At 51.5% G+C, this 14425-nt stretch carries 14 protein-coding genes and 1 pseudogene; 10 read left to right on the top strand and 5 right to left on the bottom strand.

Annotated features, from left to right (window positions below):
• Positions 1-83 precede the first annotated feature (83 nt).
• Positions 84-1799: a D-lactate dehydrogenase gene (gene dld / locus KXD89_RS07895; RefSeq protein WP_000097403.1), complete on the top strand. Its 1716-nt coding sequence runs from the start codon at positions 84-86 to the stop codon at positions 1797-1799.
• Positions 1800-1836: 37 nt separating this feature from the next.
• Here dld and pbpG read toward each other — a convergent pair whose 3' ends face one another.
• Both pbpG and KXD89_RS07885 read right to left on the bottom strand, forming a co-directional pair.
• Positions 1837-2769, bottom strand: a complete 933-nt coding sequence (pbpG, locus tag KXD89_RS07890; protein ID WP_001319943.1) for a D-alanyl-D-alanine endopeptidase — start codon at positions 2767-2769, stop codon at positions 1837-1839.
• A 173-nt stretch (positions 2770-2942) separates the two neighbouring features.
• On the bottom strand, positions 2943-3530 hold the full coding sequence (locus KXD89_RS07885) for a Yip1 family protein (RefSeq protein WP_001295454.1): 588 nt from the start codon (positions 3528-3530) through the stop codon (positions 2943-2945).
• A gap of 169 nt (positions 3531-3699) precedes the next feature.
• Here KXD89_RS07885 and KXD89_RS07880 point away from each other — a divergent pair, with 169 nt between their 5' ends.
• Positions 3700-4278 carry a DedA family protein gene (locus KXD89_RS07880; RefSeq protein ID WP_001296821.1) on the top strand — a complete coding sequence of 193 codons (579 nt, stop codon included), beginning with the start codon at positions 3700-3702 and terminating at the stop codon, positions 4276-4278.
• A gap of 129 nt (positions 4279-4407) precedes the next feature.
• On the opposite strand, the gene KXD89_RS07875 is transcribed toward KXD89_RS07880, so the two are convergent.
• Both KXD89_RS07875 and mdtQ read right to left on the bottom strand, forming a co-directional pair.
• Positions 4408-5169 (bottom strand): SDR family oxidoreductase, encoded by a 762-nt coding sequence (locus KXD89_RS07875; protein WP_000079538.1) that lies wholly within the window; start codon positions 5167-5169, stop codon positions 4408-4410.
• A 52-nt stretch (positions 5170-5221) separates the two neighbouring features.
• A pseudogene (gene mdtQ / locus KXD89_RS07870) lies at positions 5222-6657 on the bottom strand (multidrug resistance outer membrane protein MdtQ).
• A 223-nt stretch (positions 6658-6880) separates the two neighbouring features.
• Between mdtQ and yohP the strand changes: the two are divergent.
• On the top strand, positions 6881-6964 hold the full coding sequence (gene yohP / locus KXD89_RS22555; RefSeq protein WP_000691708.1) for a small membrane protein YohP: 84 nt from the start codon (positions 6881-6883) through the stop codon (positions 6962-6964).
• A gap of 372 nt (positions 6965-7336) precedes the next feature.
• Here yohP and dusC read toward each other — a convergent pair whose 3' ends face one another.
• Positions 7337-8284, bottom strand: coding sequence for a tRNA dihydrouridine(16) synthase DusC (gene dusC, locus KXD89_RS07860; protein ID WP_001264861.1), 948 nt, complete (start codon positions 8282-8284; stop codon positions 7337-7339).
• Between the two features lie 238 nt (positions 8285-8522).
• Here dusC and KXD89_RS07855 point away from each other — a divergent pair, with 238 nt between their 5' ends.
• The 7 genes from KXD89_RS07855 (at position 8523) to preA (ending at position 14399) form a co-directional block, all read left to right on the top strand.
• Positions 8523-8921: a CidA/LrgA family protein gene (locus KXD89_RS07855; RefSeq protein ID WP_001295452.1), complete on the top strand. Its 399-nt coding sequence runs from the start codon at positions 8523-8525 to the stop codon at positions 8919-8921.
• Entirely contained in the window at positions 8918-9613 is a 696-nt protein-coding gene (locus KXD89_RS07850) for a CidB/LrgB family autolysis modulator (protein WP_000968208.1), read from the top strand. Before KXD89_RS07855 ends, KXD89_RS07850 begins: the two co-directional genes overlap by 4 nt.
• 129 nt (positions 9614-9742) lie before the next feature.
• Positions 9743-10627 (top strand): cytidine deaminase, encoded by an 885-nt coding sequence (gene cdd / locus KXD89_RS07845; protein WP_000553555.1) that lies wholly within the window; start codon positions 9743-9745, stop codon positions 10625-10627.
• 149 nt (positions 10628-10776) lie between these two features.
• A complete protein-coding gene (gene sanA, locus KXD89_RS07840; RefSeq protein ID WP_000920064.1) occupies positions 10777-11496 on the top strand; it encodes an outer membrane permeability protein SanA in 720 nt (239 codons plus the stop codon).
• A 2-nt stretch (positions 11497-11498) separates the two neighbouring features.
• Positions 11499-11738, top strand: coding sequence for a DUF2542 family protein (locus tag KXD89_RS07835; protein WP_000383096.1), 240 nt, complete (start codon positions 11499-11501; stop codon positions 11736-11738).
• 193 nt (positions 11739-11931) lie between these two features.
• Complete coding sequence (gene preT, locus KXD89_RS07830; RefSeq protein ID WP_001136389.1) at positions 11932-13170, top strand: NAD-dependent dihydropyrimidine dehydrogenase subunit PreT; 1239 nt, start codon at positions 11932-11934, stop codon at positions 13168-13170.
• Entirely contained in the window at positions 13164-14399 is a 1236-nt protein-coding gene (preA, locus tag KXD89_RS07825; RefSeq protein ID WP_000956071.1) for an NAD-dependent dihydropyrimidine dehydrogenase subunit PreA, read from the top strand. The genes preT and preA overlap by 7 nt, the downstream gene beginning before the upstream one ends.
• Positions 14400-14425 lie beyond the last annotated feature (26 nt).

Raw genomic sequence — 14425 nt, 5'->3', positions numbered from 1 at the left:
TTTCAAAATATTCACTCGCTGAATTGTTATACAAGGCGCTATTCTAGTTTGTGATATTTTTTCGCCACCACAAGGAGTGGAAAATGTCTTCCATGACAACAACTGATAATAAAGCCTTTTTGAATGAACTTGCTCGTCTGGTGGGTTCTTCACACCTGCTCACCGATCCCGCAAAAACGGCCCGCTATCGCAAGGGCTTCCGTTCTGGTCAGGGCGACGCGCTGGCTGTCGTTTTCCCTGGCTCACTACTAGAATTGTGGCGGGTGCTGAAAGCCTGCGTCACCGCCGACAAAATTATTCTGATGCAGGCCGCCAATACAGGCCTGACCGAAGGATCGACGCCAAACGGTAACGATTATGATCGCGATGTCGTTATCATCAGCACCCTGCGTCTCGACAAGCTGCACGTTCTTGGCAAGGGCGAACAGGTGCTGGCCTATCCGGGCACCACGCTCTATTCGCTGGAAAAAGCCCTCAAACCGCTGGGACGCGAACCGCACTCAGTGATTGGATCATCGTGTATAGGCGCATCGGTCATCGGCGGTATTTGTAACAACTCCGGCGGCTCGCTGGTGCAACGTGGCCCGGCGTATACCGAAATGTCGTTATTCGCGCGTATAAATGAAGACGGCAAACTGACGCTGGTGAACCATCTGGGGATTGATCTGGGCGAAACGCCGGAGCAGATCCTTAGCAAGCTGGATGATGATCGCATCAAAGATGACGATGTGCGTCACGATGGTCGTCACGCCCACGATTATGACTATGTCCACCGCGTTCGTGATATTGAAGCCGACACGCCCGCACGTTATAACGCCGATCCTGATCGGTTATTTGAATCTTCTGGTTGCGCCGGGAAGCTGGCGGTCTTTGCAGTACGTCTTGATACCTTCGAAGCGGAAAAAAATCAGCAGGTGTTTTATATCGGCACCAACCAGCCGGAAGTGCTGACCGAAATCCGCCGTCATATTCTGGCTAACTTCGAAAATCTGCCGGTTGCCGGGGAATATATGCACCGGGATATCTACGATATTGCGGAAAAATACGGCAAAGACACCTTCCTGATGATTGATAAGTTAGGCACCGACAAGATGCCGTTCTTCTTTAATCTCAAGGGACGCACCGATGCGATGCTGGAGAAAGTGAAATTCTTCCGTCCGCATTTTACTGACCGTGCGATGCAAAAATTCGGTCACCTGTTCCCCAGCCATTTACCGCCGCGCATGAAAAACTGGCGCGATAAATACGAGCATCATCTGCTGTTAAAAATGGCGGGCGATGGCGTGGGCGAAGCCAAATCGTGGCTGGTGGATTATTTCAAACAGGCCGAAGGCGATTTCTTTGTCTGTACGCCGGAGGAAGGCAGCAAAGCGTTTTTACACCGTTTCGCCGCTGCGGGCGCAGCAATTCGTTATCAGGCGGTGCATTCCGATGAAGTCGAAGACATTCTGGCGTTGGATATCGCTCTGCGGCGTAACGACACCGAGTGGTATGAGCATTTACCGCCGGAGATCGACAGCCAGCTGGTGCACAAGCTCTATTACGGCCATTTTATGTGCTATGTCTTCCATCAGGATTACATAGTGAAAAAAGGCGTGGATGTGCATGCGTTAAAAGAACAGATGCTGGAACTGCTACAGCAGCGCGGCGCGCAGTACCCTGCCGAGCATAACGTCGGTCATTTGTATAAAGCACCGGAGACGTTGCAGAAGTTCTATCGCGAGAACGATCCGACCAACAGCATGAATCCGGGGATCGGTAAAACCAGTAAACGGAAAAACTGGCAGGAAGTGGAGTAAAAATTACGGATGGCAGAGTATCGCCATCCGAATTCACTTAATCGTTCTGTGCCGTCTGCCCCGCCGCCGCCATTTGGGCGGCTTTTTGTTTTTTATAGCTCAACGCTGCTGCCGGCACAGGCATCACTTTACCGGTTTCAATCCAGGTACGCAGGCGGCTGGCATCGGCAAAATGGGTATATTTGCCAAACGCGTCCATCACTACCAGCGCCACCGGTTTATTATTGATAACCGTACGCATCACCAGACAATGGCCCGCCGCATTGGTAAAGCCGGTTTTGGTTAACTGAATATTCCAGTTATCGCGATACACCAGATGATTAGTATTGCGGAACGGCAGCGTATACGTCGGATTAGAGAAGGTTGCCATATCTTCCCGGGTAGTACTTAACTGCCCGATCAACGGATATTGTTTGCTGGCAATGAGCAGTTTGGTTAAGTCACGGGCAGTTGAAACGTTATGCACCGACAATCCGGTAGGTTCAACAAAGCGCGTGTTGTTCATTCCGAGCGATTTCGCTTTCGCATTCATTGCCTTAATAAAGGCTTTGTAACCACCGGGATAATGGTGCGCAAGGCTTGCCGCCGCGCGGTTTTCTGAAGACATCAGCGCCAGCAACAGCATATCTTTACGGCTGATTTCGCTATTCAGTCGTACGCGCGAATAGACCCCTTTCATCTCCGGCGTCTGGCTGATATCCACTTTTAGTTTTTCATCCAGCGGCAGTCGTGCATCCAGCACAACCATCGCGGTCATTAATTTGCTGATAGACGCAATCGGACGCACCAGATCCGGGTGGTTCGAATAGATCACTTTGTTGGTATTCAGATCAACAATCATCGCGCTACCGGAGGCAATTTCCGGTTGTGAAGCGGTGGTAGCGGCTGCCGTTTTCGCAACGGCCTGCGGTGCAAAAGGCACAGCCAGCATCAGGGCCAGGCTAAATAAAGAAACTCGAAATTTCGGCATGATGAGCATTCAGATAGTGGTTCACGCGCACGGGTTGCGCACCGCCGGAGTAAGGATTTACTGAGGCTAGCGACGCCATCATAACGAGCAAAAAGTGCGATCGTCAAAGGAGAATCGTGAGGAAATGCTGCATTGCTGACATTTACGCCAGCAATGCAACGTCAAAGAACTTTCTAGAACAAACGATAACCGTAGCCCCATAGTATAACGGTTAGGGCGAGCAGCACTTCCAGTACCAGCACGCCAATCGCCAGCGTCGAACTAGAGAAGCTAAGGCCTTCCTCTTTGTTGATATTCAGGAAGCTCGGAATACCAAGGTAAAGCAGGTAGCCGGTGTAAAACAGCGCCACCGTGCCGACCAGCGCACACAACCAGACCAGTGGATAAAGCGCCACCAGACCGCTTAAAAACAGCGGAGTTGCAACGTAGCCCGCGAAGACCATGCAGTGCGCAAGTGACGGACGCTGCGGATAATTACGCGCCATCCACCAGATGACCCGCCCCATCACCGCGACCCCAGCCAGCATAACGCCGTAAAACAAGACAGCCAGCGCCAGTCCGGTAAACCAGGATAACTTCAGGATAGTGCCATCGCCAAAATTCCAGCCAATCTGTGTAGTGCCAATGAAGGCGCAAATCACCGGAATCGCCGCCATCAGCAAAACGTGGTGGGTGTAATGGTGAGAAATCGTTTCGTTTTCGCGATTAATCACCTGCATTTCACGATCGGGATGGGAAAACAGTCCCCAGACATGGCTCATACCGCCCCCTTGTTGTGAGTTCATGAACCTGACAGTTCAAGTATAAGTCAGCTTGTGATTATTTTTTGTTCGCCCATGTAATTTTCACTGTCTGATGAACGTCCTTTTTCAGCGTGAATGATTCACAGGGTGTATGCTTACTGGCAACCAAAGGGAGACAGACTGGCCTATGGATCTCAATACACTTATCTCACAATATGGTTATGCCGCGCTGGTGATCGGTAGCCTGGCGGAAGGTGAAACCGTGACTTTGCTGGGAGGCGTTGCGGCGCATCAGGGGCTATTAAAGTTCCCGCTGGTGGTACTTTCTGTGGCGCTTGGCGGCATGATTGGCGACCAGGTGCTCTATCTGTGCGGGCGGCGGTTTGGCGGCAAGCTGTTACGCCGTTTCTCGAAACATCAGGATAAAATTGAGCGGGCGCAGAAACTTATCCAACGCCATCCGTATCTGTTTGTCATTGGTACGCGCTTTATGTATGGCTTTCGGGTGATTGGCCCGACGCTGATTGGTGCCAGCCAGCTGCCGCCGAAAATCTTTCTGCCGCTGAATATTCTCGGCGCATTTGCCTGGGCGTTGATTTTTACCACTATTGGTTACGCTGGTGGTCAGGTGATTGCGCCGTGGTTGCACAATCTCGACCAGCATTTGAAGCACTGGGTCTGGTTGATTCTGGTCGTGGTTCTGGTGGTGGGCGTGCGCTGGTGGCTGAAACGACGCGGGAAGAAAAAGCCGGATCATCAGGCGTAAAACCATTGCCCTGGATAAGGCGTTCGCGCCGCATCCGACATCCGGAGTACCATGCCTGATACGACGCTTGTGCGTCTTTTCATGCCGACCAAAATATTACCCAATGAAATATCCACGCACCTCACTGCGCTATTCTGGGTTGAACTGTGGATTCGCCAACATAAAGCCGCCATCCACTATCAACGACTGCCCGGTGGTGTAATTTGCGCCCTCCGAACAAAGCCACACCACCAGGCTGGCAATCTCATGCGTTGCGCCAAAACGCCGCAAGGGAATCGAAGGCTCCGCGTCGGGCTTCACGTCGCTGTCATCCATGCCATTCATTGGCGTGGCGATCGCCCCAGGCGCGACTGCGTTCACCAAAATCTTATGCCTGACCAGCTCCAGCGCCATCGCTTTGGTTAACCCACCGAGCGCATGTTTAGCGGCTGTGTAGGCGCTGGCATCCGGCAGCGGCGTATGTTCATGTACCGACGTAATGTTGATGATGCGACCGCCCTGCCCTTGTTTCACCATCTGACGAGCCGCAATTTGCGAGCATAAGAATGCACCATCGACATCAACGGTAAAAATCTTGCGCCACTCATCAAAAGCCATATCAAGAAACGGCGCTTTGGTCATTGCACCCGCATTATTCACCAGCACATCAATGCGCCCCAGCCGTTGAATGAGTTTCTCCAGCGCCAGTGCCCCTTCTGGTAGATTGCCGAGATCCAGCTGCACGATCTCCGCACGTACGCCGTGGCTAACTACCTCACGCGCGGTATCTTTTGCCCCTTCTTCATCTGAGTGCCAGGTAATACCAATATCAAACCCCTGCTGCGCCAGTAATAACGCGCACTCTTTGCCGATCCCCGAATCGGAGGCGGTAATAATCGCAACCTGTGCCATCGAGTTCTCCACTTAACGCTGAATAAACGTTAAGTATAGAAGGCGCATATCATCAGCGTTTGTACCCCCCGCCCAACGCACCAGTGAGTTGAATGGAGGCATCCAGCCACTGCCCTTGCAATAACAGGCCATTGGCCCGCTCACGCAGCGCGGGGATTCTGGCTTCGCTGACGCGGGAACCAGCAATGATGCCCGCGTTAAAGCGCGCCTGCGCAAGACCTACCACACGCAAGGCATCGCGCTCAATTTGCGCCTGATGCTGGTTTTTCTCCGCCAGTGTCTGAACCTGACTGGCTGCCCGCGCCACGTCATTCACCGCTTCAACCACCGCTTTGTTGTAGCTGGCGATAGACAAGTTGCTTTCGGCTTTTGCGATATCGAGATTGGCGTTAAGACGACCACTATCGAAAATGGGTAGCGTCAGGCCTGCCGTAACGCCCATTTGCTGCGCGGAATGACGGAACAGATCGCTTAAGTGCAACGCATCCTGTTGCAGGAAGGCCATCAGGTTGATGTCAGGATAAAATGCCGCTTTTGCCGCATCAATGGTGCTTAGCGATGACTCAACGTACCAGTGCGCCGCCTGCAAATCTGCCCGCCGGGCCAGTAAGGAGTACCCCAGTTCATCAGGAAGCTGGCTTGCCACTTTCGGCAACGCGACCGGTTTAAGCTTCAATGACTTTGTCTGGTTATTTGTAAGTGCGCTTAACCGTGCCTCAATAATTTTCATTTTCCCCGCGACATCGTTGAGCTGCTGCCGGGTTTTGCTGGCATTAATATCGGTTTCCACACCTTCAACTGAAGAAGTAATCCCGTTCTGATATAGCTGGCGATCGGTCGCGATAATGGTGTTCTGCTCTTTTTCTATTTGCTGCAAGACCGTGTTTAACGCCGCCTGGGTTTGCCACTCCCAGTACAGGCGGGCTACGCTGCCAGCCAGCAATTGGCGGGTTTGCTCGCGTTCCGCCGCCCGTGCTTTAACCGTACCCAGGCGGGCAGTAACCTCCGCCCGATTCTTTCCCCAGATATCGAGATGCCAGCCCGCCGTTAAGCCAAAAGTACCGTTGGTGTACCACGGGCCGGTCGTACCTGCGGCCGGATCGTTCAGAGCAAACGGCCCCATTAAGCCTTCTGCCGACATTTTTTGCCGCTCCATATCCGCCGAAAAGTCGATCTGCGGACCATCCTGAGTGGCAACTGCCTTCGCCTGGGCTTCAGCTAGCTGAATGCGCTGTTCAGCCACCTGCATATCCGGTGCGTTCTGTAGTGCATTGTTAATTAAGGAAGTGAGTTGATTATCGTGATACTCCAGCCACCATTGGCTGTCTGGCCAACCATTTTCAGCGCCGTGGGTAATGCGGTGTCAACTTGTGCAGCGGGCGTTTGCTGGCTTAACGCCTGGCGGGTTTCATGCATAGGCGCACACCCGGCCAGCATCAGTAACAGCGGAAAACAGGCGATGGCTGGATAAAAGGAATCACGATTCATGGGGGAATAATCAGGTAAGAAAAGGTGCGCGGAGATTACCGTGTGTTGCGATATATTTTTTAGTTTCGCGTGGCAATACATCAGTGGCAATAAAACGACATATCCAGAAAAATATACACTAAGTGAATGATATCTTCCGATTTATCTTAATCGTTTATGGATAACGGCAAAGGGCTTCGTTTTTTCCTATACTTATTCAGCACTCACAAATAAAGGAACGCCAATGAAAATTATACTCTGGGCTGTATTGATTATTTTCCTGATTGGGCTACTGGTGGTGACTGGCGTATTTAAGATGATATTTTAAAATTAATTAATGTCATCAGGTCCGAAAATAACGAGAATATTTCAGTCTCTCATCCTGTTGCGCTCCTGTCATGTGCATTGCTTCATATAATCACTGGCGCAAGGAGCGCGCAGGGGGCGGCCAATCGCCGCCGCCCCCTGCACCCCCGGGCTCTGGCGAACAAAATCGCCGCTGCGCGGTGCCCTCGGCTTATCCCTTACGGCTACCGGGTCGGGCGCGAGGTAACATCCCTGTAAAACGCGCCCTCAGCCCACATCCATGTGGGCTGCCCCGGCCTTCAGGGAACGCCTCGGCAATTTTGACGCCACCAAACAACCGTGCGGCCTATTGATAAAGAGCTAACACATTGTCAAAAAACATCACTATGGTTTTTTAGAGTTTCTCGATATCAATTGCCTGAATAGCCCTTGCAATATCAGGGGAATTATTCAACACCCGAACATGCTGAAATAATTCCGTTGCTTCATCGTATTCTTTACGCAAATAACTCAACCACTGTTTAATCCGCGCAACGTGATATAACCCGGTATCGCCCTGCTTTTCCAGACGGGTATATTTTTGCAGCAAAGCAACCACCTCCGGCCACGGCATTCGCGGTTCGTTATATTTTACCACCCGGCTCAGGTTGGGAATATTGAGCGCCCCGCGACCAATCATCACTGCGTCGCAGCCGCTGATCGCCATGCATTGTTGCGCGCTCTGCCAGTCCCAGATTTCACCGTTGGCAATCACCGGAATATTCAGCCGCTGGCGAATATCGCCAATCGCCTGCCAGTCAATATGCTCCGCGCGGTAACCCTGCTCTTTCGTCCGCCCATGCACCACCAGCTCCGTAGCGCCAGCCTGTTGAACCGCATCGGCGATTTCAAATTTCTTCTCACCGCTGTCCCAGCCCAGACGCACTTTCACGCTGACGGGCAAATGCGCCGGTACAGCTTCACGCATCGCTTTTGCACCCTGGTAGATGAGTTCAGGATCTTTGAGTAACGTCGCCCCGCCGCCGCTACCGTTAACCGTTTTCGACGGGCAGCCGCAATTGAGATCCACGCCCCAGGAACCTAACTCCACCGCACGGGCGGCGTTCTCTGCCAGCCATTGTGGGAACTGACCTAACAACTGCACGCGCACCAGCGTACCAGATGGTGTCCGGCTGGCGTTTTGTAGCTCAGGGCAAATGCGATGAAAGACTTTTACCGGCAGCAGTTGATCCACCACGCGGACAAACTCGGTGATGCACAGATCGTAGTCGTTAACTTCGGTCAGCAATTCACGCACCAGAGAGTCAAGCACTCCCTCCATCGGTGCCAGTAACACACGCATATCATCACCCGCAAAAAAATGAGGCGCTATGTTAGCGCCTATGGTCAGCGGATTAAAGGTCTGCAAAGAGGGATTGCTGCAAACTGCAATCCCTCTCTATGCTTGATGTATGCCTGAGTTCGCTGCGCATTGCGTAATGCCGGGGAGCGAAAAAATAAGCGCTGATTTCTTAATGTGATCGGTAGCACGTTTTACGAATTAATTGTATGATGAATCCATCTCATCTGGGGTGTTGATTATGAGTAAGACACTGAACATTATCTGGCAATATTTACGCGCTTTCGTCCTGATTTATGCCTGCCTGTATGCAGGCATTTTCATTGCTTCCCTGCTACCGGTAACCATTCCGGGCAGCATCATCGGGATGCTGATCCTGTTTGTCCTGCTGGCCTTGCAAATTCTTCCGGCAAAATGGGTCAATCCGGGGTGCTACGTACTGATTCGCTATATGGCGCTATTGTTTGTGCCGATTGGCGTAGGCGTCATGCAATATTTTGATTTGCTCCGCGCACAGTTTGGCCCGGTAGTGGTTTCCTGTGCAGTCAGTACGCTGGTGGTTTTTCTGGTGGTGAGCTGGAGTTCGCAACTGGTACACGGTGAACGTAAAGTCGTAGGTCAGAAAGGATCAGAAGAATGATGGCGAATATCTGGTGGTCATTACCGCTGACATTGATTGTCTTTTTTGCCGCCCGCAAACTGGCGGCACGGTATAAGTTTCCCTTGCTTAACCCGTTGCTGGTAGCAATGGTGGTGATCATTCCTTTTTTAATGCTGACTGGCATCTCTTACGACAGCTACTTTAAAGGTAGCGAAGTGCTAAACGATCTGCTGCAACCGGCGGTCGTCGCGCTGGCCTATCCTTTATATGAGCAGCTACACCAGATCCGCGCGCGCTGGAAATCGATCATCACCATCTGTTTTATCGGCAGCGTGGTTGCGATGGTGACGGGGACTTCCGTGGCATTGTTGATGGGCGCTTCACCGGAAATCGCCGCGTCAATCCTGCCGAAATCAGTCACCACGCCTATTGCAATGGCGGTTGGCGGCAGTATTGGCGGTATTCCGGCAATCAGCGCAGTTTGCGTGATTTTCGTCGGCATCCTCGGCGCGGTATTTGGCCATACATTGCTTAATGCGATGCGTATTCGTACCAAAGCTGCGCGCGGTCTGGCAATGGGGACTGCCTCGCACGCCCTCGGTACGGCGCGCTGCGCCGAGCTGGATTATCAGGAAGGTGCATTTAGTTCGCTAGCGCTGGTGTTATGCGGGATAATTACTTCGCTGATCGCACCGTTCCTTTTCCCGATTATTCTGGCAGTAATGGGCTAAAATTTGCGATGCGTCGCGCATTTTTGATGTATGTTTCACGCGTTGCATAATTAATGAGATTCAGATCACATATAAAGCCACAACGGGTTCGTAAACTGTTATCCCATTACATGATTATGAGGCAACGCCATGCATCCACGTTTTCAAACCGCTTTTGCCCAACTTGCGGATAACTTGCAATCTGCACTGGAACCTATTCTGGCAGACAAGTACTTCCCCGCTTTGTTGACCGGGGAGCAAGTCTCATCGCTGAAGAGCGCAACGGGGCTGGACGAAGACGCGCTGGCATTCGCACTACTTCCGCTGGCGGCGGCCTGTGCGCGTACGCCATTGTCGAATTTTAATGTTGGCGCAATTGCGCGCGGTGTGAGCGGAACCTGGTATTTCGGTGCCAATATGGAATTTATTGGTGCGACAATGCAGCAAACCGTTCATGCCGAACAAAGCGCGATCAGCCACGCCTGGTTGAGTGGTGAAAAAGCGCTTGCAGCCATCACCGTTAACTACACGCCTTGTGGTCACTGCCGTCAGTTTATGAATGAACTGAACAGCGGTCTGGATCTGCGTATTCATCTGCCGGGCCGCGAGGCACACGCGCTGCGTGACTATCTGCCAGATGCCTTTGGGCCGAAAGATCTGGAGATTAAAACGCTGCTGATGGACGAACAGGATCACGGCTATGCGCTGACGGGTGATGCGCTTTCTCAGGCAGCGATTGCGGCGGCAAACCGTTCGCACATGCCTTACAGTAAGTCGCCAAGCGGTGTCGCGCTGGAATGTAAAGACGGTCGTATTTTCAGTGGCAGCTACGCTGAAAACGCCGCATTCAACCCGACTCTGCCACCGTTGCAGGGAGCGTTAATTCTGTTGAATCTCAAGGGTTATGATTACCCGGATATCCAGCGCGCGGTTCTGGCAGAAAAAGCCGATGCGCCGTTGATTCAGTGGGATGCCACCTCCGCAACGCTGAAAGCTCTCGGCTGTCACAGTATCGACCGAGTGCTTCTCGCTTAAGCCTGGTGCCGGATGCGGCGTGAACGCCTTGTCCGGCTTGCCAGCCCTCTCCTGGTGTCGAAATTCCCGGCAAACAGTTTGCCGTTTCTTGCGCAAAACCAGCGGGTAAAGTAGCCTGATGGAAATTTTCCTTAGATCGAGTCTCCTGCATGTTAAAGCGCGTGTTCCTCAGCCTGTTAGTCCTGATCGGCTTGCTGCTGTTGACTGTGCTCGGCCTCGATCGCTGGATGAGCTGGAAAACCGCGCCTTATATCTACGACGAATTGCAGGATCTCCCCTACCGCCAGGTCGGTGTGGTGCTCGGAACAGCAAAATATTATCGTACTGGCGTAATTAATCAGTATTATCGCTACCGCATTCAAGGAGCGATTAATGCCTATAACAGCGGTAAGGTAAATTATCTATTACTGAGCGGCGATAACGCATTGCAAAGTTATAATGAGCCGATGACCATGCGCAAAGATTTAATCGCTGCTGGTGTCGACCCATCAGATATTGTTCTCGATTACGCAGGCTTTCGTACGCTGGATTCCATCGTGCGTACACGCAAAGTTTTCGATACTAATGATTTCATTATTATCACCCAACGTTTCCACTGTGAGCGAGCATTATTTATTGCGCTGCATATGGGGATTCAGGCTCAGTGTTATGCCGTACCGTCACCGAAAGATATGCTGTCAGTACGTATTCGTGAATTTGCCGCCCGTTTCGGTGCGCTGGCTGACCTTTATATTTTTAAACGTGAACCGCGTTTTTTAGGGCCGCTGGTCCCTATTCCGGCTATGCACCAGGTACCGGAAGATGCGCAGGGGTATCCCGCCGTCACACCCGAACAGTTACTTGAATTACAAAAGAAACAAGGAAAGTAGTTATGGATGTACAGCAGTTTTTTGTCGTTGCCGTTTTTTTCCTTATCCCGATATTTTGTTTCCGCGAAGCATGGAAAGGCTGGCGCGCAGGCGCGATTGATAAACGGGTTAAAAATGCACCGGAACCGGTGTATGTCTGGCGAGCAAAAAATCCCGGACTCTTTTTCGCTTATATGGTGGCATATATCGGCTTCGGAATTTTATCTATCGGCATGATTGTTTATCTTATTTTCTATCGTTAATATTCCCCTCTCCAGTTAATTATTGAGAATAATTATTACTTCACCTGATAAGCTGCGGATATCACATTCCTAACCGCAGCTATTTGTGAATCTTTTCACAGTTTAAATTCCCCCGCACGCTTAGCCTTAATATCAGTACATTATTATTTACTAAACGCTCGCCTTAATTACCTATAGCATTAAGGAAGATCACATGCCGCAACAAAATTATCTGGATGAACTCACTCCGGCTTTTACGTCTTTACTGGCGATTAAAGAAGCCTCTCGCTGTTTATTATGTCACGACGCTCCCTGTAGTCAGGCTTGCCCGGCACAGACCGATCCGGGGAAATTTATTCGCTCAATCTACTTTCGTAATTTTAAAGGCGCTGCCGAGACAATTCGCGAAAATAATGCCCTCGGTGCCGTTTGTGCCAGAGTGTGCCCGACGGAGAAATTATGCCAAAGCGGTTGTACCCGTGCCGGTGTTGATGCTCCCATTGATATCGGCCGCTTACAGCGTTTTGTTACTGATTTTGAACAACAAACCGGAATGGAAATTTATCAGCCCGGTACTAAAACGCTCGGCAAAGTCGCGATTATTGGCGCAGGTCCTGCCGGATTGCAGGCCAGTGTGACACTGACAAACCAGGGTTATGACGTCACGATTTATGAGAAAGAAGCGCACCCCGGTGGCTGGTTGCGTAACGGTATTCCGCAATTCCGGTTACCGCAATCAGTGCTGGATGCAGAGATCGCCCGTATTGAAAAAATGGGCGTGACCATTAAGTGCAACAACGAAGTCGGTAACACACTCACCCTTGAGCAGCTGAAAGCAGAAAACCGCGCGGTACTGGTCACCGTGGGGTTATCAAGCGGTTCCGGGCTACCGCTGTTTGAGCATAGTGACGTTGAGATTGCCGTCGACTTCTTGCAACGTGCACGACAGGCGCAAGGCGATATCAGCATTCCACAAAGCGCATTAATTATCGGCGGCGGTGATGTCGCGATGGACGTAGCCAGCACGCTGAAAGTTCTCGGCTGTCAGGCGGTAACTTGCGTAGCGCGTGAAGAGTTAGATGAGTTTCCGGCAAGCGAAAAAGAGTTTACCAGCGCCCGGGAGCTGGGCGTTTCGATCATCGATGGATTCACGCCAGTAGCCGTGGAAGGCAATAAAGTCACGTTTAAGCATGTACGGTTATCGGGCGAACTGACGATGGCGGCAGATAAAATTATTCTCGCCGTCGGTCAGCATGCCAGACTAGATGCCTTTGCGGAGTTAGAGCCGCAGCGTAACACCATCAAAACACAAAATTACCAGACCCGCGACCCGCAAGTCTTTGCTGCTGGCGATATTGTTGAGGGTGACAAAACCGTGGTCTATGCCGTGAAAACCGGGAAAGAAGCCGCCGAGGCGATTCATCACTATTTAGAGGGAGCTTGCTCATGTTAACGAAAGATCTTTCGATTACTTTTTGCGGCGTGAAGTTTCCCAACCCGTTCTGCCTCTCTTCTTCGCCGGTAGGCAACTGCTATGAGATGTGTGCCAAAGCCTACGACACAGGTTGGGGCGGTGTGGTGTTTAAAACGATCGGCTTTTTTATCGCCAACGAAGTCTCGCCGCGTTTTGATCATCTGGTGAAAGAAGATACCGGTTTTATCGGCTTCAAAAATATGGAGCAGATTGCTGAACATCCGTTGGAAGAGAATCTGGCCGCCCTGCGTCGGCTGAAGGAAGATTACCCGGACAAAGTATTGATCGCTTCGATCATGGGGGAAAATGAGCAGCAATGGGAGGAGCTGGCGCGCCTGGTGCAAGAAGCTGGCGCGGATATGATCGAGTGTAACTTCTCCTGTCCGCAAATGACTTCTCATGCGATGGGTAGCGATGTCGGGCAAAGCCCGGAGCTGGTAGAAAAATATTGTCGGGCAGTGAAACGGGGTTCCACGCTGCCAATGCTGGCGAAGATGACGCCGAATATCGGTGATATGTGCGAAGTGGCGCTGGCGGCGAAGCGCGGCGGCGCAGATGGCATTGCGGCGATTAACACCGTTAAATCCATCACCAATATCGATCTTAATCAGAAAATCGGTATGCCGATCGTTAACGGAAAATCGAGTATTTCCGGATATTCCGGTAAAGCGGTAAAACCGATCGCCCTGCGCTTCATTCAGCAAATGCGCACCCATCCAGAACTGCGCGATTTCCCAATCAGCGGTATCGGCGGCATTGAAACCTGGGAGGATGCGGCTGAGTTTTTATTGCTCGGCGCAGCAACGTTACAGGTGACCACCGGCATCATGCAGTACGGGTATCGGATAGTGGAAGATATGGCAAGCGGGTTGTCGCATTATCTCGCCGATCAGGGATTTGATTCGCTGCAGGAGATGGTAGGTCTGGCGAATAACAATATTGTCCCGGCGGAAGATTTAGACCGCAGTTATATTGTCTATCCCCGTATCAATCTTGATAAATGTGTTGGCTGTGGACGCTGTTATATTTCCTGTTACGACGGCGGTCACCAGGCGATGGAATGGAGCGAGAAAACCCGCACACCGCATTGTAATACCGAGAAATGTGTGGGTTGTCTGCTTTGTGGTCACGTCTGCCCGGTGGGTTGTATTGAGCTCGGGGAAGTGAAGTTTAAGAAAGGCGAGAAAGAACACCCGGTAACGTTGTAAAACCAGAGACGCATCCGGCATTTGGT

The organism is Escherichia sp. TC-EC600-tetX4, from assembly GCF_019356055.1.
In the GTDB taxonomy this organism is placed as follows: Bacteria; Pseudomonadota; Gammaproteobacteria; order Enterobacterales; family Enterobacteriaceae.
This window is presented reverse-complemented; position numbering and strand designations above follow the sequence as displayed.

What these genes read in the sequence shown, in the direction of transcription:
- dld (WP_000097403.1), top strand. Translation starts at nt 84, where the DNA reads ATGTCTTCCATGACAACAACTGATAATAAAGCCTTTTTGAATGAACTT.
- pbpG (WP_001319943.1), bottom strand. Translation starts at nt 2,769, where the DNA reads ATGCCGAAATTTCGAGTTTCTTTATTTAGCCTGGCCCTGATGCTGGCT.
- KXD89_RS07885 (WP_001295454.1), bottom strand. Translation starts at nt 3,530, where the DNA reads ATGAGCCATGTCTGGGGACTGTTTTCCCATCCCGATCGTGAAATGCAG.
- KXD89_RS07875 (WP_000079538.1), bottom strand. Translation starts at nt 5,169, where the DNA reads ATGGCACAGGTTGCGATTATTACCGCCTCCGATTCGGGGATCGGCAAA.
- preT (WP_001136389.1), top strand. Translation starts at nt 11,932, where the DNA reads ATGCCGCAACAAAATTATCTGGATGAACTCACTCCGGCTTTTACGTCT.
- dusC (WP_001264861.1), bottom strand. Translation starts at nt 8,284, where the DNA reads ATGCGTGTGTTACTGGCACCGATGGAGGGAGTGCTTGACTCTCTGGTG.
- preA (WP_000956071.1), top strand. Translation starts at nt 13,164, where the DNA reads ATGTTAACGAAAGATCTTTCGATTACTTTTTGCGGCGTGAAGTTTCCC.
- yohP (WP_000691708.1), top strand. Translation starts at nt 6,881, where the DNA reads ATGAAAATTATACTCTGGGCTGTATTGATTATTTTCCTGATTGGGCTA.
- KXD89_RS07835 (WP_000383096.1), top strand. Translation starts at nt 11,499, where the DNA reads ATGGATGTACAGCAGTTTTTTGTCGTTGCCGTTTTTTTCCTTATCCCG.
- KXD89_RS07850 (WP_000968208.1), top strand. Translation starts at nt 8,918, where the DNA reads ATGATGGCGAATATCTGGTGGTCATTACCGCTGACATTGATTGTCTTT.
- cdd (WP_000553555.1), top strand. Translation starts at nt 9,743, where the DNA reads ATGCATCCACGTTTTCAAACCGCTTTTGCCCAACTTGCGGATAACTTG.
- KXD89_RS07880 (WP_001296821.1), top strand. Translation starts at nt 3,700, where the DNA reads ATGGATCTCAATACACTTATCTCACAATATGGTTATGCCGCGCTGGTG.
- KXD89_RS07855 (WP_001295452.1), top strand. Translation starts at nt 8,523, where the DNA reads ATGAGTAAGACACTGAACATTATCTGGCAATATTTACGCGCTTTCGTC.
- sanA (WP_000920064.1), top strand. Translation starts at nt 10,777, where the DNA reads ATGTTAAAGCGCGTGTTCCTCAGCCTGTTAGTCCTGATCGGCTTGCTG.